Below are 22,007 nucleotides of genomic sequence, written 5' to 3' on the forward strand. Positions count from 1 at the left end.
GTTTCCGGACTGCTTCGCTTTACGTCCGGAAACCCTGCCCCTCCGGCCCGTCCCCTCCCGTGGGTGGATGGGGAAATGCTTGGTGGGGGCCGGTGTTGGTGGGTGGGTGCGCGTGGTTGGTTGAGGAATGAACGTGGCGTCAGCTGAAGACGATCATGGAGCCTTGGCCGAGGCTTCGGGTGGCGGCGGCGTGGAGGCCTAGCCAGACGTGGCGTTCGCGGGCGAAGGGGCTGTCGTCCAGGGGGACGGTGCCGGCGCGTTCCTCCAGGGAGGTGGGGCCGGCCGGCGGGGTGGGGGCGGCCGGGGGATTGGCCGGATCGATACCGAGGGATGGCGCAACCAGTTCCAGGTCGCGCAGCAGGCCGTGCGAGGAACCCAGCGGGCCGCCGCCCTCCAGCAGTTCGTCGTTGGCGAGCGGGTGCGGGAAGTCGACCGGGACGTAGGCGCCGGCGTGGTCGTAGTGCCAGACCAGGTGGGACTGCTGCGCGGTGGCCTCGAACATCTCCAGCAACTGCTCGTAGTCGCCGCCCAGTTCGTCGACCGGAGTGACCTCCAGGCCGCACAGCCGCAGCAGGTAGGCGCGGCGCAGGAAGTGCAGGGCGTCGTAGTCGAAGCCGGCGACGGGGGCGACGTCGCCGGACAGGCCGGGCATGTAGCTGAAGACCGGGACCGGTGGCAGGCCCGCTTCCGTCAGGGCCTTGTCGTAGGCGGCGATCTCTTCGGAGAACGGGTTGTCGGGGCTGTGGCACAGCACATCGACGAGGGGTACCAGCCACAGGTCACATGCCACGAGTGTGGGCTCGCTTCCGGTCGGGGGACGGGGACACCGGCGCACGTACGGTACGGGTACGGCCCATTACGGCCGATGGTCGGGACAGCGTAGTGCTAGCCGCGCGTTCCGACGAGAGCGAGGGAGTGCTCGTTGTACTCCGCGATCAGCCGCTGGGCGGTGGCCAGGTCGTGCTGGATCAGGGCGTCGGCCAGCGCGCTGTGGCCGTGCCAGAGCAGGCCCTTGAGGTCGGGCTCGCGGCGCAGCAGCGGGACCGCGAACATCCAGGTCTGGACGCGGATGCGGTCGAGGAAGTCGCTGATGTAGGCGTTGTTCACGATGCTGCTCAGCTCGCGCCAGAAGCGCAGGTCGTAGCCGATCAGCACGTCCAGGTCGCCGGCCCGCGCGGCCCGTTCGGCCTCGTCGGCGCGGCGCCGGATGGAGATGAGGACCCCCGGGGCGGTGGCCCGCAGCGCCTGGTCGGCGCCGCTGCGGAAGATGCCCTCGATGATCAGGGTGCGGGCCTCGACCATGGCGCGGAAGTCGTCGGCGGTGAAGGCGTGCACCTTGAAGCCGCGGTGCTGTTCGACGTCGAGCAGGCCCTGGGCGCAGAGGTCGAGCAGCGCCTCGCGCACGGGGGTGGCGGAGACGCCGTACTGCTCGGCGATCTCCTTGACGGTGAAGGGGTGGCCGGACGGCAGGCGGCCGGCCAGGACCTCGTCGCGCAGGGCGTCGGCGATCTGCTGGCGCAGGGTGCTGCGTTGTATGAGTGAGCTGTCTCCGCCGGCGGCCATCGTCTGCGTCTCCTTCGACGTCCCTGACCGCGCAGGTGGGAGCGGCCCCCGCCCACGATAGGCGAGGGCCGCGCCGGGCCGCTGCCCGAGGTTGCCGTGAGCATGCCCTGCAGCACGTCTGTGACCTGCGGTTCCGTCCGCCGGCCGAACGGTCAGACGGTGTGGGCGTCGGCCGCCGTCAGGGCCTCGTCGAGGGCGGCCAGACCCTCCTTCGCCTCGGCCTCGGTGATCGTGCAGGCGGGGACGACATGGGTGCGGTTCATGTTCACGAACGGCCACAGACCGCCGCGCTTGCAGGCCGCCGCGAATTCGGCCATCGGAGCGTTGGCGGCGCCGGACGCGTTGTACGGCACCAGCGGCTCGCGGGTCTCCTTGTTCTTCACCAGGTCCAGCGCCCAGAAGACGCCCAGGCCGCGGACCTCGCCGACGGACGGGTGGCGGTCGGCGATCTCGCGGAGCGCGGGGCCGATGACCCGCTCGCCGATGTCGGCGGCGTTCTCCACGATCCGCTCCTCGGCCATCGCGTTCATGGTGGCGACGGCGGAGGCGCAGGCCAGCGGGTGACCGGAGTAGGTCAGGCCGCCCGGGTAGGGGCGCTGGTCGAAGGTGGCGGCGATCTCGGCGCTGATCGCGACGCCGCCGAGCGGGACATAGCCGGAGTTGACGCCCTTGGCGAAGGTCAGCAGGTCGGGGGTGACGCCGAAGTGGTCGGCGGCGAACCAGTGGCCGGTGCGGCCGAAGCCCGCCATGACCTCGTCGAGGATGAAGACGATGCCGTGGCGGTCGCAGATCTCGCGGACCCCGGCGAGGTAGCCGGCCGGCGGGACCATGATCCCGGCGGTGCCCGGGACGGTCTCCAGGATGATCGCCGCGACCGACTGCGGGCCCTCGAAGGCGAGGGTCTGCTCCAGGTGCGCGAGGGCACGCTCGCACTCCTGCTCCTCCGTCTCGGCGTGGAAGGCCGAGCGGTAGAGGAACGGGCCCCAGAAGTGGATGACACCGGCCGAGGCGGTGTCCGAGGGCCAGCGGCGGGGGTCGCCGGTCAGGTTGATCGCGGTGGCGGTGGCGCCGTGGTACGAGCGGTAGGCGGAGAACACCTTGGCGCGGCCGGTGTGCAGCCGGGCCATCCGGACCGCGTTCTCCACGGCCTCCGCGCCGCCGTTGGTGAAGAAGATCTTGTCGAGGTCGCCGGGGGTGCGCTCGGCGACCAGCCGGGCGGCCTCGGACCGGACGTCCACCGCGAAGCCGGGCGCGATGGTGCACAGCTTCGCGGCCTGCTCCTGGATCGCCGCGACGACCTTGGGGTGCTGGTGGCCGATGTTGGTGTTGACCAGCTGGGAGGAGAAGTCGAGGTAGCGGTTGCCGTCGTAGTCCCAGAAGTACGAGCCCTCGGCGCCGGCGATCGGCAGCGGGTCGATCAGGCCCTGCGCGGACCAGGAGTGGAAGACGTGCGCGCTGTCGGCGGCCTTGACGGCCGCACCGGCGGCAGGGTCGGCGGCGGAGGCGGAGGGCGTCGTGGTCACGGTCAGTACCTCGGATCGGGTCGCTCGGGTCCGCCGGGGACGGTCACGGCGAACGCCCCTCAGCCTAGGGATCACGGCCCGGCGGCCGGTACCGACAGTGTGTATGGCGCTCACCACGCGCACGGACAGAGTGTCTACGAACCGGCACCGGCTCCTGGCCCGGGACTGGGCGCCGGGCGCCGGGCCGCCGTGGGAAACGCCGTCCCCACCGCGCCCGGCCGGTGGCCCTCGGCGAGGTCCGGGCGCAGGGCCGACAGTCCGCCGTAGTACTTGGTGAAGCCGGTGGGCGCTGCGCCGAGGGCGGTCAGCAGGTGGTCCGCCGTTGTGGGGCGGCCGGTGCTGCGGGTGGTGACGAGGAGGAGGCCGCCGTCGGCCCGTACGGTCCGGCCGGTCGCCGGGTCCCGGCAGAGCAGGGCCGCGTCGCAGGTGATGCGTTGGCCGTCCGCGACGAAGGTGGCCCGGAGGTACTCGGTCTCGGCGGTGCGCAGCAGCCGGGCGGGGGCCGCGATGCCGTAGGAGCGGTCGAGGACGGCGGCGAGGAAGCCGCGCGGGGCGGTGCCGAGGGCGGCGGCGTCCGGCAGCAGGGGCTGCCGGTGGGTGACCGTCTCGCCGCGCCGCCCGGTCAGCTTGATCTCGAACTGCCGCTCCCCGGTGTCCGCGTAGCGCCGCTCGCGAATCCGGAAGCGCCGCGGGCGGCCCTGCCCGGCGTCGTGGAAGGAGCGCAGATCGGGGGTGTCGTAGTGGACGGAGTGATAGCGGAACCAGCGGCGCCCGTTGACGCACAGGGCGGCGAACGGGCCGGCCGGCCCCTGGCGGCCGGTGAGTTGGGCCGCGAAGGCGGTGAAGACCTCGAACGGGACGAGATAGCTGCGGTCGAAGCGGGCGAGGAGTTCGGCGCGGGTCTGGACCTCGGCGAGCGGCACGGGGCGCGCGGCCATGGCGGCGCGGGCGAGGGCGCGTACGGCGGGGATCACACGGGCTCCTTGGCGGGCGGGGACGGGGAGCGTGCGGGACCGGGAGCGAGCGGGACGGAGGTGGCGCTGTGCTGTCGTGGGCGGGCCGGGGCGGGTCTGCCGGGGCGCGGTACGTGTTCTACGTTCCGCGTCGGCCGGAAGTTCCGGGACGCGGAATCCGGCATCCGTCGGCGATGCTTCCCGGCCACGGGCGGGACCGGTGCCGCCCGAGCAATTGACAGCATGCTGTCGAAAGCGCAGGATGCTGTCATAGGGACACAGGGAACGGCGGAACGGGATTCCGCCGTCGGCCAAGGAGTTCTCATGACCCCGCGCACCGTGCATCTCGCCGCCTACGACACGCTCGCGGACTGGGAGTGCGGCCATGCCGTCGCCCCTCTCCGCAGCGGCGGCTACTTCCGTCCGGGGCAGGGCGCGTACGACGTGGTCACCGTCGCGGCCACCACCGCCCGGCCGGTGACGACCATGGGCGGGCAGCGGCTCGTGCCCGGCCTCGCGCTCGACGCGCTGCGCCCCGAGGACAGTGCGCTGCTGATCCTTCCGGGCGCCGAACGGTGGGACACCGGCGAGGAGTTGATGCCGTTCGCCGCCAAGGCCCGGGAGTTCCTGGCCGCCGGGGTGCCGGTCGCGGCGATCTGCGGCGCGACCGCGGGGCTGGCCCGGGAGGGACTGCTGGACGACCGTCCGCACACCAGCGGCGCCGCCCCGTACCTCGCCGCGCAGCCCGGCTACCGGGGCGGGGCGCACTACCGCGAGGCCGACGCGGTGCGCGCCCGCGGGCTGATCACCGCCGGGCCGACCGAGCCGGTGGCCTTCGCCCGGGAGATCTTCGCCGAACTCGACGTGATGGAGCCGCGGATTCTGGACGCCTGGTACCGCCTGTTCGCCCGCTCCGACGCCGCCGCCTACCCGGTCCTGATGACGGCGGGGGCGGCCGAGCCGGAGGGCGGGGCGGAAGGCGGCTCCGAGGGCGGCTCCGTATGAGTGCGCCGGACTCCGCACGGGCCCCGGGCGCCGGGGCGCCGGCGGCCGGCGGCCCCCGGGACCCGGAGCTGCTCAGCCGTACCGCCCTCACCGTCTTCCGGCTCAACGGCCAGTTCCTCACGGTCGCGGACGGTCTCGCCGCGCCCGCGGGGCTGACCGCCGCCTGGTGGCAGGTGCTGGGCGCCGTCCTGCCCGAGCCGCTGTCCGTCGCCGGTATCGCCCGCGCGATGGGGATCACCCGGCAGAGCGTGCAGCGCATCGCCGACCTCCTGGTGGCCCGCGGCCTGGCCGCCTACCGGCCGAACCCGGCGCACCGCCGCGCCAAGCTCCTCACCCCGACCGAGGAGGGCCGGGCCGCCGTCGCCCGTATCACCCCCGGCCACGCGGAGTTCGCCGCCCGGCTGCGGGAACAGCTCGGCGGCCAGGACGGGTTCCGGCGGGTCACGGCGGCGCTGGAGGAACTGTCGGCGGCGCTCGACGAGCTGCCCGGCCCGCCGAAGGCCCCGCCGGCCGCGGAGGCTTGAGGGGACGGCGGGTCTGCCGGGCGCGGCGGGTCTGCCGGGCGCGGCGGGTCTGCCGGGCGCGGCGGGCGCTGGATATCCTCACCGCGGACGAGAGGCAGCGGGGCGGCACGGGTGCGGAGGCGCCGGCGTCCACTCGCCCACTGGGGCGGCTTCGGGGGGAAGGGGCGAGGGGATCGTGGAACAGCTGATACGGGCGGGACAGCAGGGACGGGCCGGAGGGCTGCGGCCGCTGGGTGCGCAGGACCCGGTGCGGATCGGGGACTACCGGCTGCTCGGGCGGCTCGGCGAGGGCGGCATGGGACGGGTGTTCCTGGCCCGTTCGGACCGCGGCCGTACGGTCGCGGTCAAGCTGGTCCGCTCGGAGCTGGCCGGCGAGGAGGAGTTCCGGGCCCGCTTCCGGCGGGAGGTACGGGCCGCGCAGCAGGTCGGCGGGGGGTGGACGGCGCCCGTACTGGACGCGGACACCGAGGCCGAGACCCCCTGGGTCGCCACGGGCTACATCGCGGGCCCCTCCCTGCAGCGGGTCGTCGGCGGCGGCGCACCGCTGCCCGAGCGGAGCGTGCGCATCCTGGCCGCCGCGCTGGCCCGTGCGCTGGGCGCGATCCATGCCGCCGGGATCATCCACCGCGACCTCAAGCCGTCCAACGTGCTGCTCACCATCGACGGCCCGCGGGTCATCGACTTCGGCATCGCGCGGGCGCTGGAGGCGGTCGCCGGCAGCGGGGTGACGCGTACCGGCGCGTCGGTCGGCTCGCCGGGCTTCATGTCGCCGGAGCAGGTGCGCGGCGCGCCGCTGACCCCGGCCTCCGATGTCTTCTGCCTCGGCTCCGTACTGGCCTACGCGGCGACCGGGCGGCAGCCGTTCGGCACGGCCGACAGCCTCGCGCCCGCGCTGATGTTCCGCATCGCCCAGGAGGAGCCCGATCTCTCCGCGCTGCCCGACGGGCTGCGCGAGCTGGTCTCCGGATGCCTGGCCAAGGACCCGCAACAGCGGCCCACGCCCGCGGAGTTGGTGGCGCGGGCGGAGCACGGCACCGGGGACGGGCCGGGCGCGGACGACGAGCCCTGGCTGCCGGGGGCGCTGATCGCCCGGCTGGGGCGGCATGCCGTGGAGCTGCTGGAGGCGGAGGACCCGCAGGACGGCAAGGACGCGCGGGGCGGCGACCGCGCCGAGGCACCGTCCGCGACCCCGTCGCCCGCCGCCGAGGACCCCGGCGTGCATGCGCTGCCCACCGCCGTCGCACCCACGCCCCCATCGGGCGGCACCCCGGCGACCCCGCCCCCGGGTGCGGGCGCGGCGCCCTCCCCGTCGTACGCCTCCCACGGGCACCACGACCCCGCGACAGCGGGCCCGGCGTCCACCGCGGCCGCGGTGCCGCGTCGCCGTCGTGGTGCCGGTGCCGCCCTGATCACCGCGCTCGCGCTGGTGCTGGCCGGGGCCGGTGCGGCCACCGCGTACGCCGTGTTCAACACCGGCGGTGAGGGCGTACGGACGGAGGGCTCGACGGGCGGCCGGTCCCCGGCGCAGCGCGCCGTGAACGGGGGCATCCCCGCGGACTACCTGGGCACGTGGGAGACGACCCTCGGCGGCTCCACCCTCAACACCCGGCGCCTCACGCTCATCCAGGGCACGACCGGTGACACCGTGCTGACGATGACGGCGACCGGGGAGTCCTACCGCTGCGCGTTCGCGGCCACCCTGACCAGCGCCGGCCCCCCGGTCCGCCTCGGCCCGTCCAAGGTGGTCTCCGGACCGGACGGCTGCCAGCCCGGCGAGGCGAGCACCCTGGAGCTGGTGGACGGAAAGCTGCGCCGCGTGTCCGACGACGGGAAGGCGCTGTCGTACCGCAGGGCCGGGTGACGGCCGACAAGACGAGGTGACGGCCGCCGGGCGGGCAACGGGCGCCGTCTCACGGGGCGTTGGACAGGAGGGGGCCGCGGGGCGGGGCCGACGCGGTTTCCGGGGGCGCCCCGGCGCGGGCAGTGCACCGCCTAGGCTCAGTGCACGCCTGGATACCGAAACCGGCACGGAACGACACACGGGGAGGGTGCCCGGATGGACGGCCTGCGGGGGCTGACTGCCGACGATCCGTCGTGGATCGGGGACTACCGGCTGCTCAGCCGTCTCGGCAGCGGTGGGATGGGGCGGGTGTACCTGGCCCGTTCGGAGGGCGGCAGGACCGTCGCCGTGAAGCTGGTGAAGGCCGAACTCGCCGCGGAGGAGGAGTTCCGGGACCGCTTCCGCGCCGAGGTCGCGGCCGCGCGGCGGGTCGGCGGGCGGTGGACGGCGCCGGTGCTGGACGCGGACACCGAGGCCGCGGTCCCCTGGGTCGCCACCGGGTACATCGCGGGCCCCACCCTGAGCGAGGTCGTCGGGAACTACGCGCGCAAGGGCACCTACGGCCCGCTGCCGGAGGATTCGCTGCGGCGGCTGGCCTACGGGCTGGCCTGCGCGCTGCGCGACATCCACGGCGTCGGCCTGGTGCACCGCGACCTCAAGCCGTCCAACGTGCTGCTCACCATCGACGGGCCGCGGGTCATCGACTTCGGCATCGCGCGGGCCCTGGACGGGGTCAGGGAGCAGACCCTGACCCGGGCCGGTACGGTGCTCGGCTCGCCCAGCTTCATGTCGCCCGAGCAGGTCACGGGGCGGAGCGTCAGCCCGGCCAGCGATGTGTTCTGTGTCGGCTCGGTGCTGGCGTACGCGGCGACCGGGCGGCAGCCGTTCGGTGAGATCGCCTCGGGCGTGCACGCCGTGATGTTCAAGATCGCGCAGGAGGACCCGGACGTGGCCGGGGCGGCGGACGGCGTCCGCGGTCTGATCCTGGACTGCCTGGCCAAGGACCCGGCGGCGCGGCCCACCCCCGCGGAGCTCGCCGAGCGCCTCGGGCCGGCGCCCGGCGGCCCGGCGGCCACGCCCTGGCTTCCGGCCGAACTCATCGCGCGCCTGGGACAGCACGCCGTGCTCCTCCTGGACACCGACACCCCGCCCGAAGGCCAGGCACCGACGGTGCCGACCACCCGGCCCGCGGTCCGTACGGCGCGGCCCCCGGCGCCCACCGCGGCGGAGCGGCGCCGCCGCCGTCGATGGCTCCCCCTCGTCGCCACGGCGGTCGTCGCGGCCGCCGCGGCCGCCGCCGCGGTGCCGCTGCTGAGCGACCGTGCGGGCGCCGGCGACAGCGCGTCCGACATCCCGGCGGGCTATGTCGGCACCTGGTCGGGCCCGGTGCTGCGGGACGGGGAACCCACCGGCCAGCAGCGGCGGTTCGTGATCACCCACGGCAAGGTCGGCGAGGTGGTCGCGAACAGCACCAGCCTCGGCGCGACCTACGAGTGCCGCAGCGACGGCAAGCTGGTGTCCGTCACCCAGCGGGACGGGCACCCGGCACTGCGGCTGGACACCGATGTCGTCCGGTCCGTCCCGGCCGGCCGCTGTGCCGCGCTGGGCGAGCACACCCTGGTGGCGGGCGGCGCCGACACCCTGACCTGGGCCGCGGCCGGGCGCACCGCGACCCTGCACCGCGTCGCCCCGGCCGACGGCACCGTCCCGGCCGGTCTCCTCGGCACCTGGCGGCGGCCGGACGACGACGGCTACGGCAGCCAGGAGCTGACCGTCCGGCAGGCCCCGGCGGGCAGCAGGGTCCTGACCACCGTCGTCGTGGGCCGCGGCGGCCGCTGCACCGCACACGCCGACCTCTACGCGGCCGAGGGCGGCAAGCTGACCGTCGGCCCGTCGGTCGTCGACCGGCCGGTGCCCGGCTGCACACCGAGCAGCACCTCCGTGCTCAGCCTGGGCGGCGACGGCACCCTGCACCGCGCGTTCCTCGGCGACGACAGACAGCCGCGCGGCTACTCCAGGGTGAAGTAGCCGCGCGGCTGTCCGCTGCGGGGTGCCGGGGGACCGCGGTGGTCCCCCGGCCGGTGTCCTACGACAGGAACGAGTTGATCTCGATCGTCTCGTCGCGGCCGGGGCCGACGCCGATCGCGGAGATCGGGGCGCCGGACATCTCCTCCAGCGCCTTGACGTACGCCTGGGCGTTCTTCGGCAGGTCGGAGAACTTCTTGGCCTTGGTGATGTCCTCGGACCAGCCCGGGAGCATCTCGTAGACCGGCTTGGCGTGGTGGAAGTCGGTCTGCGAGTACGGCAGTTCCTCGACGCGCTTGCCGTCGATCTCGTACGCGACGCAGACCGGGATCTGCTCCCAGCCGGTGAGCACGTCGAGCTTGGTGAGGAAGAAGTCCGTCAGACCGTTGACGCGGGTCGCGTAGCGGGCGATGACGGCGTCGAACCAGCCGCAGCGGCGGTCCCGGCCGGTGGTGACGCCGCGCTCGCCGCCGATGCGGCGCAGCGCCTCGCCGTCCTCGTCGAAGAGCTCGGTCGGGAACGGACCGGCACCGACGCGCGTCGTATAGGCCTTGAGGATGCCGATGACGCGGCTGATCTTGGTGGGGCCGACACCGGCACCCGTGCAGGCGCCGCCCGCGGTCGGGTTCGAGGACGTGACGAAGGGGTACGTGCCGTGGTCGATGTCCAGCAGCGTGCCCTGGCCGCCCTCGAAGAGCACGACCTTGTCGTCGTCGAGCGCCTTGTTGAGGATCAGGGTGGTGTCGGCGACATAGCCCTTGATCTTGTCGGCGTAGCCCAGCAGCTCCTCGACGACCTGGTCGACCTCGATGGCGCGACGGTTGTAGAGCTTGCTCAGCAGCTGGTTCTTGACCTCCAGCGCCGCCTCGACCTTCTGGGTCAGGATCGACTCGTCGTAGAGGTCCTGGACCCGGATGCCGACGCGGTTGATCTTGTCGGCGTAGGTCGGGCCGATGCCGCGGCCGGTGGTGCCGATCTTCCGCTTGCCGAGGAACCGTTCCGTCACCTTGTCGACGGTGATGTTGTACGGCGTGATCAGATGCGCGTTACCGCTGAGCAGCAGCTTGGACGTGTCGACGCCGCGCTCGTTGAGTCCGCTCAGCTCGGAGAGCAGGACCGCCGGGTCGACGACTACACCGTTGCCGATGACCGGGGTGCACCCCGGCGAGAGGATTCCGGAAGGGAGGAGGTGCAGTGCGTACTTCTGGTCGCCGACGACGACCGTGTGGCCGGCGTTGTTGCCGCCCTGGTAACGCACCACGTAGTCCACGGACCCACCGAGCAGATCGGTGGCCTTTCCCTTGCCCTCATCACCCCACTGAGCACCGAGCAGCACAAGTGCGGGCACAGGCGTACACCCCTTCCGGGCGGGGCATGTCCAACGTGCGTGGATGGCGTCGGCGTGCCTTTTCACGCGTACGTCATCACTAGAGCCGTCGGACCGGTGCCCCGGAATAGACGAAGCCCCTGGCGCAATAGCGCAAGGGGCTCTTGCACCGAGATGCTACCTGAGGAAGGACCGAGGTGTCGGCGCAGCCTTCTGGGCACTCTCCCGTGGACTCCGTTCGGGGGTACCCCCTGCTCGTGGTCATCGACCCGGTCGCCCGCAGTACGGACGGCGAGTCCGTGCGGATCGCGAAGGATGTCCTGTGTGCGGGCGCGGGGGCGAAGATCTGCCTGCCGGAGGGGCCGGAGGAGTTCGCGCGGGTACTGGCCCGGCGCGGGCACCGGCGGCCGGTGGTGATCGGGGACGACCGGACGCTGCTGCGGGTGGTGGGCCTGCTGCACAAGGAGCGCGAGCTGGGCGCGGTGCCGCTGTCGATGGTCCCGGTGGGCGCCCCGGCCGCGGTCACGCTGAGCCGTGCGCTGGGCGTCCCCACGGACACGGTGGCCGCCGCGCGGGCCGTCCTGGACGGCGGGGAGCACCCGATGGATCTGCTCACGGACGACAGCGACGGCATCGTGCTGGGCGGGCTGCGCATCCCGTGCGGGAGCGAGGCGACCCGGCTGGGGCACGGCGCGTACGTGCCGGGGACGGCCCCGCCGCCCGCCCCGGTCGGCCCGGCAGCGGCCCCGGAGGAGCAAAGCGGCCCGGCGGACGGGCCCGACGGGCCGCGGCCGTGGTGGAAGCCGGCCGCCCGGACGGCCCGTACGGCGCTGTCGCTGCTGGCGGCGCCGGCGACCGGTCTGGGCACGCGGCGGGCGCGGGTGCCGGGACAGCGGCTGCGGATCGAGGCGGACGGGGTGCTGCTGGCGGATCTGGACCGGCCGGTGCGTGGGGTGTCGGTGGTGCCCGGCGGCCGGGCCGGGGCGGACGGGCCGTGGCCCGGGGCCGCCGACGGCCGGGCGCTGGCCGAGGTCGTGGTGCACTGGCCGGGCGGGGCCCGCCCGGTGCGGACCCGGGCGCGGGCGGTGACGGTGTCCGGCGCGGACTTCCACTACCGGGCGGACGCGCTGGTCGGCGGCCCGGTCAGGACCCGTACATGGACCGTGCAGCCGGCGGCCTGGCGGCTGCAGCTGCCGCGGGGCTGAGGGGCACGCCCTAACGGTCCGCGCTCTCCAGGTCGGCGCGGAGCTGGTCGCGGTGTTCGCGCCAGCGTTGCAGCAGGCCGGTGAGTTCCTTCTGGAGGAACTCGAAGAAGATCAGTGTCTCGGCGATCCGGCGGCCGGCCGGGGAGTCCTCGCCGAGGCTGTCGACGCCCTCGCGCAGGGTGCCCTCCCAGCGGGTGAGGACGTTGTCCCGGCGGGCCAGCGCCTCGTACCACTGGTCGCTGTGCACGCGGTAGCGGTCGCGGCGGGAGCCGGGCTCGCGTTCCCGGCTGACCATGTCGACCTGGGAGAGGTAGCGGATCGCGCCGGAGACGGCGGCCGGGCTGACCTGGAGGCGCTCGCCGAGTTCGGCGGAGGTCAGCACACCGGAGTCGGAGGCCAGCAGACAGGCGAAGACCCGGGCGGACATCCGCTGCATCCCGGCGTCCACCAGCTGGGAGGCGAACCGTTCGACGAACTGTGAGACCGCCGCGTCATCGCGCTTCTCGTCGCCGCCGTCCTGGCGGGCGCCGTCCGTCCGGTCCGCACTCTGCTCTGGCTGCTCACTCATATCCGCATCATCTCCCCTGATCAGAGCCACCCACCCCAAGTTTATACGGTTTCTTAATTTCACAAATTTGTGAAACTAGCGTAGCTTCCAAAGCATGACCACAGCAACGTCTCCCGCCCCCGCGATCCGGGTCGACGGTCTCCGCAAGTCCTTCGGCCGCACCCACGCGCTGGACGGCCTCGATCTGCACGTGGCGGCCGGTGAGGTGCACGGCTCCCTCGGGCCCAACGGCGCCGGGAAGTCCACGACCCTCCGCGTGCTGCTCGGCCTGCTGCGCGCCGACGGCGGCACCGCCCGGCTCCTGGGCCGGGACCCCTGGCAGGACGCCGTCGCACTGCACCGCCGGATCGCCTACGTCCCCGGCGATGTGACCCTGTGGCGCAACCTGTCCGGCGGCGAGGTCATCGACCTCTACGGCCGGCTGCGCGGAGGGCTGGACGCCGCGCGCCGGGCCGAACTCCTGGAGCGGTTCGAGCTCGACCCCACCAAGAAGGGGCGGACCTACTCCAAGGGCAACCGGCAGAAGGTCGCCCTGGTCGCCGCGTTCGCCTCCGACGTCGATCTGCTCGTCCTCGACGAGCCGACCTCCGGGCTCGACCCGCTGATGGAGGAGGTGTTCCAGAACTGCGTCGCCGAGGAGCGCGACCGCGGCCGTACGGTCCTGCTCTCCAGCCATGTGCTGTCCGAGGTCGAGGCGCTCTGCGACCGCGTCAGCATCATCCGCAAGGGGCGGACCGTCGAGTCCGGTTCGCTGGGCGAACTGCGGCATCTGACCCGCACCACGGTCGTCGCCGAACTCGTCGGCCCACCCGGGGAGTTGGCCGCGCTGCCCGGCGTGCACGGCCTGAGCACCCAGCCGATCCGGGGGAGCCGGGGCCACCGCGTCCGCTTCCAGGCCGAGACCGACCGGCTCGACGCCGTGCTCCGCTCGCTGGGCACCTCCGGCGTCCGCAGCCTCACCTGCACCCCGCCCACCCTGGAGGAGCTCTTCCTGCGCCACTACCAGGACGACGCCCGCACCGCCGCGGCGGTCGCGCGATGACCGCCGTGACCGCGGCCCCCGCCGCCCGCGCCGCACGCCCCCGTCATCTGGCGGGCACCGGAACCCTGTGGCGCCTCGCGCTGCGCCGCGACCGGCTGCTGATCCCGGCCTGGGTGCTGGCCCTGGGGCTGTCCGTCACCGCCGTGGGCGCGTCGTTCGAGGCGGTCTACGACACCGCCGCCCAACGGGCCGGGCTGGCCGCCTCGATGAACCACAACGGCTCGATGCGGGCGCTGTACGGACCGGTCTTCAGCGACTCCGTCGGCGGTCTGGTCGCCTGGCGGATGGCCGGCTTCGGCGCCGTCCTCGCCGCGGTGATGAGCCTGCTGATCGTGGTCCGGCACACCCGCGAGGAGGAGGAGACGGGCCGTCAGGAACTGCTCTCCGCCGCCATGGTGGGCCGCCGGGCGCCGCTGACCGCGGCCCTGCTGACCGCCCTGCTCGCCAACGCGCTGCTCGCGGCGCTGATCGCGGGCGGGTCGGCACTGTCCGGCCGCCCGGCCGCCGGTTCGCTCGCCCTCGGCCTGGCCATCGGCGGCACCGGCACGCTCTTCGCCGGTCTGGCCGCCGTCGCCGCCCAGCTCACCGAGAGCGCGCGACTGGCCAAGGGGCTGACCGGCGCGGTCCTGGGCCTCGCCTTCGCACTGCGCGCCGCGGGCGACGCCGCGACGGCCGCAGGCTCCTCCCCGCTCACCTGGGCCTCCCCGATCGGCTGGGCGGAGAACCTCCGCCCGTACGCCGGCGAACGCTGGTGGCCTCTGCTCCCCTTCGCCGCGGCGACCGCCCTGGCCGTCGCGGCCGCCTACGCCCTGACCGCCCGCCGCGACCTGGGGATGAGCTTTCTGCCCGCCCGTCCCGGACCGGCCGCCGCGCCGCGCTCCCTCGGCGGCGCCTTCGGTCTGGCCTGGCGGCTGCAGCGCACCACCCTGCTGGGCTGGACGCTCGCCTTCCTGTGCGCCGGCGCGGTCTTCGGCGGGATCGCCAAGGGCGCCTCCGACCTGGTCGGCGGCAACCAGCGGACCCGCGAGATCGTCGAGCGGATGGGCGGCCAACAGAACCTGACGGAGGCCTTCCTGGCCACCATGACCGGACTGCTCGGCATGGTCGCCGCGCTCTACGCGGCCGGTGCGGTGCTCCGGCTGCGCGGTGAGGAGACCGGGGAGCGCGCGGAGCCGGTGCTGGCCGGTGCGGTGGGCCGGCTGCGCTGGGCCGGCAGCCATCTGGCGATCGCCTACGGGGGCGGTGCCGTCATCCTGGCCTCCGGCGGACTGGGGCTGGGCCTGGCCCACGGCGTCTCCGTCGGCGACCCCGGCGGGCAGCTGGGCCCCGTCCTGGCCGCGGCGCTCTCCCAGGTCCCGGCGGTCTGGACGCTGACCGGTCTGGCGGTGCTCGTCTTCGGCCTGCTCCCGAAGGCCACCCCGGCCGTCTGGGCGCTCGTCGGCGGCTGCCTGGCCATCGGCTGGATCGGCCCGTCCCTCAAGTTCCCGCCGTGGGCGATGGACCTCTCCCCGTACGGCCACCTGCCCAAGCTCCCCGGCGCCGAGGTCACCGCCGCCCCGTTCGTCTGGCTGACGGCGCTCTCCGCGCTCTTCCTCCTGCTGGGCCTGGCCGGTGTCCGCCGGCGCGACATCGGCTGATGCCCCGGCGGCCCGCGGTGGACCGCCCCGAAGACGTGCGCCGTCGGAGCCGTAGCGGACTCCGGCGGCGCACCGCCGTGTGCGGTGGCGCACCGGCCCGCCGCTGTCCACAGGGTGTGGATACAGCACATGACTCCCGCGGCCGCCAGTCACTGTTCGCCATTTCACCTGGCGGTGCGATAACCCGGAGTAACTCTGGAGCTATCGGTAATCTACCCATTACTTTCCGTGCGCACGGTCGTGACCACGACCCGCGGCACCGGAGGGGTTCATGCGACGCATCACCACCAAGATCGGCATTCTCGCGGCGGCGGCTCTGCTCGCCGTCACGGCGGCCGGGCCCGCCCAGGGGAAGCAGACGGGCGACGACCGGCGTGCCCGGGCCGACGCGGCCGCCTACTTCGTGATGACCGATGTCACCCGCGCAGAGTTCGTCATCAAGATCACCGACCCGCGCAAGATCCAGCACGCCCGGGACCTGCTGAGCGGGGCGACCAGCTCGGAGCCCCATGTCATCGGCCGCATCGACAAGCGCCCGGCGCCGTACAACTGGCGCTGGAGCTTCCATCTCCGCCCGGAGACCATCGACTTCTTCGACTTCGCCATCGAGGTCTGCGACGCCACCACGCCCTACGTCGAGGAGCATCTGGACGAGGCCGGCGGCCCGTTCCTGCCCGGCCTGATCTGGTGCCCCTGGAGCTCGAAGCTGCTGCGGGAGGTTCCCCAGCCGTAGTCCCCGCCCGTGGTCCCCGCCCGTAGGGGAACGCGCGAAGGCCGTCGGCGGTCCGGTCCAGGACCGCCGACGGCCTTCGTACGTCCACCCGGGGCGCTCAGCCCCCGGGTGTCACCAGCCGCGCCTCGTACGCGAACACCGCCGCCTGGGTGCGGTCGCGCAGCCCCAGCTTCACCAGGATGCGGCTGACATGCGTCTTCACCGTGGACTCGGCGACCACCAGATGCTCGGCGATCTCCCCGTTCGACAGGCCCTGGGCGACCAGCACCAGGACCTCGGTCTCCCGCTCCGTGAGATCGGCGATGCGCTCCTGTGCGGGGGCGCGCGGGGTGCCGAGGCGGGAGAACTCGGAGATCAGGCGCTTGGTGACGGTCGGCGCGAGCAGCGCCTCGCCGGAGGCGACGATCCGGACGCCCTCGGCGAGCTGACCGGCCGAGGCGTCCTTGAGCAGGAAGCCGCTGGCCCCGGAGCGCAGCGCCTGGTAGACGTACTCGTCCAGGTCGAAGGTGGTCAGCACCAGGACCTTGGCGCCCTCGTCGGCGGCCACGATCTCGCGGGTCGCCTCCAGGCCGTTCATCTCCGGCATCCGGATGTCCATCAGGACGACGTCGGGCTTGAGGACGGCGACCTTGCGCACCGCCTCGCGGCCGTCCACCGCCTCCCCCACGACCTCCATGTCCGGCATGGCGTTCAGCAGGACGGAGAAGCCCTCCCGCACCATCACCTGGTCGTCGACGATCAATACCCGGATCATGCCCGCGCTCCCCCTGCCTTGGTCCCGCCCGTGGTGTTCGTCACCGGGATGAACGCCGCGACCTCGTAGCCGCCGTCCTCGGTGTGGTCGGCCGTCATCTCGCCGCCCAGCATCTGTACCCGCTCCCGCATGCCCAGCACTCCGTGCCCCGCGCCCGGGGACGGCTTGGCCAGCCGGCTCGGCGCACCGTTGACGATGCGCACGCCCAGCCCGCCCAGCACATAGGAGATCTCCACCCGGGCCTCGGCACCGGGCGAGTGCCGCAGCGCGTTGCTCAGCCCCTCCTGCACGATCCGGTACGCGGACAGCTCGACGCCCTGCGGCAGCGGCCGGGGCGAACCGGTCACCACGGCCTCGACGACCAGCCCGGCGCCGCGGACGCTGTCGAGCAGCGAGTCGAGGTGGCCGAGCGTCGGCTGCGGGGCCTCCGGGTCGCTCTCGGCGAAGGCGTCCGGGTCGGCGGAGCGCACCACGCCGAGGATGCGGCGCAGTTCGGCGAGGGCGGCGACGGCGTTCTCCCGGATCGTGGCGAAGGACGTGGCCAGCTCGGGCGGGGTGTCCTTGACGCGGTAGGGCGCGGCCTCGGCCTGGATGGCGATGACGGACATGTGGTGGGCGACCACGTCGTGCAGCTCGCGGGCGATCAGGGCCCGCTCCTCCAGGAGCGTCCGCCGGGTGCGCTCCTCCTCGGTGACGGTCTGCGTCCTGACGACCTGTTGGCGCTCCTCGCGCCAGGCACGGACCGCGGCGGCGGAGATCAGGATCACACCGCAGAAGACCGCCACCGGCGGCAGATCGCCCGCGTCCGTGCCGGTGACCACCGTCAGGAGGGTCGCCACGGCAAAGGTGACCAGCCACATCTCCATCGCCAGGCGCGGCCGGGTGCGCAGCACCACGAGGGCCATCACCACGGTGTGGGTGGCGAAGGCGCCGTTCGAGAAGAGGTTGACGTACGGGTCGCCCGCCTCGGCGAACGCCTCGGCGGCGAACGCGGCCAGCGACAGCCAGAAGGCGCCCACCGGCCGGAAGAGGGTCAGCAGCAGCGGCGCGGCGATCAGCAGGGCCACGATGCCGCGCAGTCCGGGCCCGGAGCCGGCCAGGCCCGCAAGGAGGACGAGCGCCGCGAAGAAGCCGACGGTCGCGTGCGGCAGCCAGCGCGACCAGTGCCGCAGCCGCTCCGGCAGCCACGGCACCCACCGGCGGATCTTGGCGTCCTCCAGCGGCGGCATCGGCCGGAAGGCGAAGGCGTCGACGAACAGGTCCTGGCGCAGCCGGTGCAGGACGCCGTGGGCTATCCGTGCCTCCGAGTGCAGAGCGTCCTGCGTCTGGGTCGTCTCGTTCACGCTGACAACGGTAAGCAACGCCGGGCCCCCGCGGCGTCCCCACCAGTGGGGATCTGCCGGCGTCCGCCTCAAGTACTACGTGGCCGGTGCGGACGGCTCAGACAACCGACAAGTGTGTGACAGCTGGGGCTGCCGGGGGTGACGGGGGCGTAGTGGCCGACGCCGGTCAGCTCGCGCAGCTCCGTGCCGCCGGGATTTCGCGCGAGGTAGCGGCGGGAGAGGTCGAGGGGGACGTCCGGGTCGTCGGTGCCGTGCAGGAGCGTGACGGGGATGCCCACCGGCGGACGGAGCGCCGGGTCGGCCGCGGCGAGGCGCTCCGGAAAGCCGGGCCCGCCGCCCAGCAGCTCGGCGACGGCGCCCTCGCTCAACCCCAGCTCATGGGCGCGGGCGAGGTCGGCGACCGGGGCGACGGCGACGACGCGGGTCACCGGCGTGCCGGGCCGGGCGGCGGCGAGCAGGGCGAGATGCCCGCCCGCCGAGTGCCCGGCCAGGACCACCGCGGGGTCCGCCGCCTCCCCCGCCAGGGCGGTGCGGGCGGCCCCGACGGCCGCGGTGACGTCGTCGAAGGTCTGCGGCACACCGCCGCCCGCACCGACCCTGCGGTACTCGGCGAGGGCGACCGGCAGGCCCCGCCCGGCCAGCTCCGCGGCGAGCGGCGAGAGATGGCGGCGGTCGTAGGCCGCCCGCCAGAACCCGCCGTGCAGCAGCACGACCAGCGGGCCGCGGGCCGCCGCCCGCCCGCCGTCGCCGGCCCGCGGCACGTAGACGTCGACGATCTGGTCCGGATGCGGCCCGTAGGCCACCGTCCGGTCCGGCGCCACCGGGGCGAGCCCCAGCAGCGCCGCCTCCTCGTCCGCCACCCTCACCCGGCGGCCCCGGACGCCCCGGACTCCACGTCCGGCAGCGCCCCCAGCACCTCACCGAGCACCCGGGCCGCGCGCTCCGCGTCCGCGAAGGAGGTGTAGAGCGGGGTGAAGCCGAAACGCAGCACGTCGGGCCGCCGGAAGTCGCCGACCACCCCGCGCCGGATCAGCTCGTCCATCACCTCACCGGCGAGGGAGGTGCCGTCCACGGCGGTGAGCCGGGGGGAGCACGCCAGCGACACCTGGCTGCCGCGCCACTGGTGCTCGGCCGGGGTGACGGAGCGCACCCGGCCGGGCGGCACATAGGCCGCCACGCACTCCAGGAAGAAGTCGGTCAGGGCCAGGCTCTTGGTGCGCACCTCCTCGACGGACACCCCGTCCCAGACCTCCAGCGCCGCCTCCAGGGCGAGCAGCGACAGGATGTCGGGGGTGCCGACCCGGCCGCGCACGATGCCGTCCGCCGGGGTGTAGCCGGTGTCCATGGCGAACGGGTCGGCGTGGGAGTTCCAGCCCGGCAGCGGCGACTCGAACCGCTCCTGGAGGCTCTCGCGGATGTAGAGGTACGCGGGCGACCCCGGGCCGCCGTTGAGGTACTTGTACGTGCAGCCGACGGCGAGGTCGACATGGTGCGCGTCGAGGCCGACCGGCAGCGCGCCGGCGCTGTGGCACAGGTCCCAGACGGCGAGCGCGCCCGCGGAGTGCAGCGCGCGGGTGATGCCGGGCAGGTCGTTGAGCCGCCCGGTGCGGTAGTCGACGTGGTTGACCAGGGCCAGCGCGGTCCGCTCGGTGACCTCGTCGGCGATCCGCGCGGGCTCGACCGGGCGCACCGCGAGGCCGGTCATCCGGGCCGCGGACCGCACGATGTAGCCGTCGGTCGGGAAGGTCGTGGCATCGACGAGGATCTCCGTACAGCCCTTGCCGGCCATCCGGACGCCGCCGATCACGGCCTTGAAGATGTTGACGCTGGTCGAGTCGCCGACCACCACCCGGCCCGGCCCCGCCCCGATCAGCGGGGCGATCTTGTCGCCGATCCGCTCCGGCGCGGTCCACCAGCCGGACTCGCTCCAGGACCGGATGCGCAGCCGGCCCCACTCACGGTTGATGACGTCGGCCACCCGGTCGGCCACCCCGCGGGGCAGCGCGCCGAGGGAGTTGCCGTCGAGGTAGACGGCCTCGTCGCCGGACGCGTGGTCGGGCGCGGGGTCCAGGACGAACCGGTCGCGGACCGCGGCGAGCGGGTCGGCGGCGTCCAACTCGGCGGCGCGCACGGCGTGTTCACGGGACCCGGCGGGCTCGCTGCGGCCGGTGGTCTCGGGGAATTCGTGGGTCTCAGACATGGCTCCGCGCCGTCCACAGCTCGGGGAAGACGTTCTTGCGGGCCCGCTTCTCCAGCCAGGCCACGCCCGCGGAACCGCCGGTACCCAGTTTTGCTCCCATCGCCCGCCAGGTCGCGACCAGATGGTCGTGGCGCCAGCGGAGTATCAGCTCGCCGACATCGGTCAGCACCTCGCCGAGCCGGACGAGTTCGGAGTCCTGCGGACCGGCGTAGATCTCGGCCCAGACGGCCTCGACGCCCGGGTCCGGTTCGTAACGCAGCGTCGGGCCCCGCTCCAGCACCGCCTCGGGGACCGCCCAGCCGCGCCGGGCGAGCATCCGCAGCACCTCGTCCCACAGGCTGGGCTCCTGGAGGGCCTTCTCCAGCTCGGCGAGTTCACGGGGCGCGCCGCGGTGCGGCACCAGCATGGAAGCGGACTTCTCGCCGAGCAGGAACTCCATCCGCCGGTACATCGCCGACTGGAAACCGGAGCCCTCCCCGAGCGCGTCGCGGTAGGCGTTGAACTGCGCCGGGGTCAGCCGGGCGAGCGGCTTCCAGGAGGCGTTCAGCGCCTCCAGCTCGTAGGCGGAGCGGCGCAGCGCCTCCAGGGCGACCGGCAGGTCGTCGCGGCGCAGCGCCTCGGCGGCGGTGCTCCACTCATGGACGATGACCGTGAACCACAGCTCCATGACCTGGGTGGTGACCAGGAAGACCATCTCGCCGGGGTCGTCGGAGAGCGGGTGCTGCAGATGAGTGAGGACGCCCGCCTGGACATAGTCCTCGTACGGGGTCGTGCTGCTGGCGCCGATGCTCAGGTCCGGGGCGAACGACGGGCCGGACCCGGCGGTGCCGACCGCCATGGGGCACGCGGCGGACGCGGTCGCTCCGGGGTCCGGGGGATCGATGGGAGACGGCTGCGACATGAGGGACTCCTCAGGTGCGAACTACCGGGTAGCGGTCCGCCCCTTCCTCGTCGGCTCGGGAGCCCCGGTCCCCTCGGGCACGGGATGGCCCGGCCCACTCGAAATCATCCGTGCTGGGCAGCGACCGCGCAAGGGCCGGCCGCGATCAGGCGGCCGGCCCGTTGACCTGGGCGCTCCCCCGGCGGCGACGCCGGCGGCTCGTCAGGAGAGGGTGTCCGCCGCGGTGGGCGAGGAGTCCCGCAGGAAGGTGCTGCAGCGCTCGTACTCGTCCTGCTCGCCGATCGACTGGGCGGCGCGGGCGAGGGCGTGCAGTGCCCGGAGGAAGCCGCGGTTGGGCTCGTGCTCGAAGGGCACCGGGCCGTGGCCCTTCCAGCCGGCCCGGCGGAGCGCGTCCAGCCCGCGGTGGTAGCCGGTACGGGCGTAGGCGTACGACTCGACGACCCGGCCTCCCTCGAACGCGTCGTCCGCGAGCTGTGCCCAGGCCAGGGAGGAGGTCGGGTACTTCGCGGCGACGTCGGACGGTGCCGTGCCCGCGGCGAGCAGCTCGCGGGGCTCGGGATCGTCGGGCAGATGGGTCGGGGGCGGACCCCCGAGCAGGTTCTCGTGAATGGGCATGGTCCCAGTCTGCCAGGGCGCTGCGTCTGGGCTCGGCCGGACGATCTCGGCTTTCCCGCCGTGGGGGTTGCTCGCCGTTTGTTGCCCGCTTGCGCGGTGCTCTCGCCGTTCGCGCCTGCGGCGGGCGGTGCCGCTGCGCGGGGCTGTCGGGGTGCGGGGACGGGCCTCGGGGGCAGGGTTTCCGGACTGCTTCGCTTTACGTCCGGAAACCCTGCCCCACAACGTTAAAGGACACGAATGAAAACCCGA

The 22,007-nt window shown here is 73.9% G+C and carries 20 protein-coding genes; 8 read left to right on the plus strand and 12 right to left on the minus strand.

Going from position 1 to position 22,007, the window contains the following annotated elements; all coding sequences use genetic code 11:
- Nucleotides 1-139: 139 nt before the first annotated feature.
- The 4 genes from ACWC9R_RS33510 to ACWC9R_RS33525 form a co-directional block, all read right to left on the minus strand.
- The gene (locus tag ACWC9R_RS33510; RefSeq protein ID WP_362613123.1) at nucleotides 140-790 is read right to left on the minus strand and encodes a hypothetical protein; all 651 of its coding nucleotides are present in this window, start codon (nucleotides 788-790) and stop codon (nucleotides 140-142) included.
- Nucleotides 791-885: 95 nt separating this feature from the next.
- A complete protein-coding gene (locus tag ACWC9R_RS33515; RefSeq protein ID WP_362613120.1) occupies nucleotides 886-1,563 on the minus strand; it encodes a GntR family transcriptional regulator in 678 nt (225 codons plus the stop codon).
- A 152-nt stretch (nucleotides 1,564-1,715) separates the two neighbouring features.
- Nucleotides 1,716-3,086: an aminotransferase class III-fold pyridoxal phosphate-dependent enzyme gene (locus ACWC9R_RS33520; RefSeq protein ID WP_450737249.1), complete on the minus strand. Its 1,371-nt coding sequence runs from the start codon at nucleotides 3,084-3,086 to the stop codon at nucleotides 1,716-1,718.
- Between the two features lie 134 nt (nucleotides 3,087-3,220).
- A complete protein-coding gene (locus ACWC9R_RS33525) occupies nucleotides 3,221-4,060 on the minus strand; it encodes a VTC domain-containing protein (protein WP_450737251.1) in 840 nt (279 codons plus the stop codon).
- Between the two features lie 303 nt (nucleotides 4,061-4,363).
- Between ACWC9R_RS33525 and ACWC9R_RS33530 the strand changes: the two genes are divergently transcribed.
- The 4 genes from ACWC9R_RS33530 (at nucleotide 4,364) to ACWC9R_RS33545 (ending at nucleotide 9,436) form a co-directional block, all read left to right on the plus strand.
- Nucleotides 4,364-5,044 (plus strand): DJ-1/PfpI family protein, encoded by a 681-nt coding sequence (locus ACWC9R_RS33530; RefSeq protein WP_450737253.1) that lies wholly within the window; start codon nucleotides 4,364-4,366, stop codon nucleotides 5,042-5,044.
- Nucleotides 5,041-5,568, plus strand: a complete 528-nt coding sequence (locus ACWC9R_RS33535) for a MarR family winged helix-turn-helix transcriptional regulator (protein ID WP_450737255.1) — start codon at nucleotides 5,041-5,043, stop codon at nucleotides 5,566-5,568. The genes ACWC9R_RS33530 and ACWC9R_RS33535 overlap by 4 nt, the downstream gene beginning before the upstream one ends.
- A gap of 175 nt (nucleotides 5,569-5,743) precedes the next feature.
- Nucleotides 5,744-7,429 carry a protein kinase domain-containing protein gene (locus tag ACWC9R_RS33540; RefSeq protein WP_450737256.1) on the plus strand — a complete coding sequence of 562 codons (1,686 nt, stop codon included), beginning with the start codon at nucleotides 5,744-5,746 and terminating at the stop codon, nucleotides 7,427-7,429.
- A gap of 195 nt (nucleotides 7,430-7,624) precedes the next feature.
- Entirely contained in the window at nucleotides 7,625-9,436 is a 1,812-nt protein-coding gene (locus ACWC9R_RS33545) for a serine/threonine-protein kinase (RefSeq protein ID WP_450737258.1), read from the plus strand.
- A 58-nt stretch (nucleotides 9,437-9,494) separates the two neighbouring features.
- On the opposite strand, the gene ACWC9R_RS33550 is transcribed toward ACWC9R_RS33545, so the two are convergent.
- Nucleotides 9,495-10,781 carry an adenylosuccinate synthase gene (locus ACWC9R_RS33550; protein ID WP_450737259.1) on the minus strand — a complete coding sequence of 429 codons (1,287 nt, stop codon included), beginning with the start codon at nucleotides 10,779-10,781 and terminating at the stop codon, nucleotides 9,495-9,497.
- A 206-nt stretch (nucleotides 10,782-10,987) separates the two neighbouring features.
- On the opposite strand from ACWC9R_RS33550, the gene ACWC9R_RS33555 reads away from it, so the two are divergent.
- Nucleotides 10,988-11,965 carry a hypothetical protein gene (locus ACWC9R_RS33555; protein ID WP_450737261.1) on the plus strand — a complete coding sequence of 326 codons (978 nt, stop codon included), beginning with the start codon at nucleotides 10,988-10,990 and terminating at the stop codon, nucleotides 11,963-11,965.
- A gap of 10 nt (nucleotides 11,966-11,975) precedes the next feature.
- Here the strand turns inward: ACWC9R_RS33555 and ACWC9R_RS33560 are convergent, their stop codons facing one another.
- The gene (locus ACWC9R_RS33560) at nucleotides 11,976-12,533 is read right to left on the minus strand and encodes a GbsR/MarR family transcriptional regulator (RefSeq protein ID WP_450737263.1); all 558 of its coding nucleotides are present in this window, start codon (nucleotides 12,531-12,533) and stop codon (nucleotides 11,976-11,978) included.
- 94 nt (nucleotides 12,534-12,627) lie between these two features.
- On the opposite strand from ACWC9R_RS33560, the gene ACWC9R_RS33565 reads away from it, so the two are divergent.
- From ACWC9R_RS33565 to ACWC9R_RS33575, 3 genes are all read left to right on the plus strand, one after another.
- On the plus strand, nucleotides 12,628-13,575 hold the full coding sequence (locus tag ACWC9R_RS33565; protein WP_450737264.1) for an ATP-binding cassette domain-containing protein: 948 nt from the start codon (nucleotides 12,628-12,630) through the stop codon (nucleotides 13,573-13,575).
- Entirely contained in the window at nucleotides 13,572-15,212 is a 1,641-nt protein-coding gene (locus ACWC9R_RS33570) for an ABC transporter permease (RefSeq protein ID WP_450737265.1), read from the plus strand. The genes ACWC9R_RS33565 and ACWC9R_RS33570 overlap by 4 nt, the downstream gene beginning before the upstream one ends.
- 271 nt (nucleotides 15,213-15,483) lie before the next feature.
- Nucleotides 15,484-15,945: a BP74-related protein gene (locus ACWC9R_RS33575; protein ID WP_450737266.1), complete on the plus strand. Its 462-nt coding sequence runs from the start codon at nucleotides 15,484-15,486 to the stop codon at nucleotides 15,943-15,945.
- Nucleotides 15,946-16,042: 97 nt separating this feature from the next.
- On the opposite strand, the gene ACWC9R_RS33580 is transcribed toward ACWC9R_RS33575, so the two are convergent.
- The 6 genes from ACWC9R_RS33580 to ACWC9R_RS33605 form a co-directional block, all read right to left on the minus strand.
- The gene (locus ACWC9R_RS33580) at nucleotides 16,043-16,699 is read right to left on the minus strand and encodes a response regulator transcription factor (RefSeq protein WP_362613090.1); all 657 of its coding nucleotides are present in this window, start codon (nucleotides 16,697-16,699) and stop codon (nucleotides 16,043-16,045) included.
- Nucleotides 16,696-18,042 (minus strand): sensor histidine kinase, encoded by a 1,347-nt coding sequence (locus ACWC9R_RS33585; protein WP_450737268.1) that lies wholly within the window; start codon nucleotides 18,040-18,042, stop codon nucleotides 16,696-16,698. The genes ACWC9R_RS33580 and ACWC9R_RS33585 overlap by 4 nt, the downstream gene beginning before the upstream one ends.
- A gap of 68 nt (nucleotides 18,043-18,110) precedes the next feature.
- Nucleotides 18,111-18,908 (minus strand): alpha/beta hydrolase family protein, encoded by a 798-nt coding sequence (locus tag ACWC9R_RS33590; protein WP_450737269.1) that lies wholly within the window; start codon nucleotides 18,906-18,908, stop codon nucleotides 18,111-18,113.
- Entirely contained in the window at nucleotides 18,905-20,242 is a 1,338-nt protein-coding gene (gene kynU, locus ACWC9R_RS33595; RefSeq protein ID WP_450737271.1) for a kynureninase, read from the minus strand. The genes ACWC9R_RS33590 and kynU overlap by 4 nt, the downstream gene beginning before the upstream one ends.
- Nucleotides 20,235-21,143: a tryptophan 2,3-dioxygenase family protein gene (locus tag ACWC9R_RS33600; RefSeq protein ID WP_450737273.1), complete on the minus strand. Its 909-nt coding sequence runs from the start codon at nucleotides 21,141-21,143 to the stop codon at nucleotides 20,235-20,237. Before ACWC9R_RS33600 ends, kynU begins: the two co-directional genes overlap by 8 nt.
- Before the next feature lie 201 nt (nucleotides 21,144-21,344).
- On the minus strand, nucleotides 21,345-21,758 hold the full coding sequence (locus ACWC9R_RS33605; RefSeq protein ID WP_018092618.1) for a DUF3151 domain-containing protein: 414 nt from the start codon (nucleotides 21,756-21,758) through the stop codon (nucleotides 21,345-21,347).
- Nucleotides 21,759-22,007 lie beyond the last annotated feature (249 nt).

The organism is Streptomyces sp. NPDC001219 (assembly GCF_053597915.1).

Excerpts from the sequence above, each read along its gene's own strand:
- kynU (WP_450737271.1), bottom strand. The coding sequence starts at position 20,242 with ATGTCTGAGACCCACGAATTCCCCGAGACCACCGGCCGCAGCGAGCCC.
- ACWC9R_RS33600 (WP_450737273.1), bottom strand. The coding sequence starts at position 21,143 with ATGTCGCAGCCGTCTCCCATCGATCCCCCGGACCCCGGAGCGACCGCG.
- ACWC9R_RS33565 (WP_450737264.1), top strand. The coding sequence starts at position 12,628 with ATGACCACAGCAACGTCTCCCGCCCCCGCGATCCGGGTCGACGGTCTC.
- ACWC9R_RS33580 (WP_362613090.1), bottom strand. The coding sequence starts at position 16,699 with ATGATCCGGGTATTGATCGTCGACGACCAGGTGATGGTGCGGGAGGGC.
- ACWC9R_RS33560 (WP_450737263.1), bottom strand. The coding sequence starts at position 12,533 with ATGAGTGAGCAGCCAGAGCAGAGTGCGGACCGGACGGACGGCGCCCGC.
- ACWC9R_RS33570 (WP_450737265.1), top strand. The coding sequence starts at position 13,572 with ATGACCGCCGTGACCGCGGCCCCCGCCGCCCGCGCCGCACGCCCCCGT.
- ACWC9R_RS33530 (WP_450737253.1), top strand. The coding sequence starts at position 4,364 with ATGACCCCGCGCACCGTGCATCTCGCCGCCTACGACACGCTCGCGGAC.
- ACWC9R_RS33575 (WP_450737266.1), top strand. The coding sequence starts at position 15,484 with ATGCGACGCATCACCACCAAGATCGGCATTCTCGCGGCGGCGGCTCTG.
- ACWC9R_RS33535 (WP_450737255.1), top strand. The coding sequence starts at position 5,041 with ATGAGTGCGCCGGACTCCGCACGGGCCCCGGGCGCCGGGGCGCCGGCG.
- ACWC9R_RS33515 (WP_362613120.1), bottom strand. The coding sequence starts at position 1,563 with ATGGCCGCCGGCGGAGACAGCTCACTCATACAACGCAGCACCCTGCGC.
- ACWC9R_RS33605 (WP_018092618.1), bottom strand. The coding sequence starts at position 21,758 with ATGCCCATTCACGAGAACCTGCTCGGGGGTCCGCCCCCGACCCATCTG.
- ACWC9R_RS33545 (WP_450737258.1), top strand. The coding sequence starts at position 7,625 with ATGGACGGCCTGCGGGGGCTGACTGCCGACGATCCGTCGTGGATCGGG.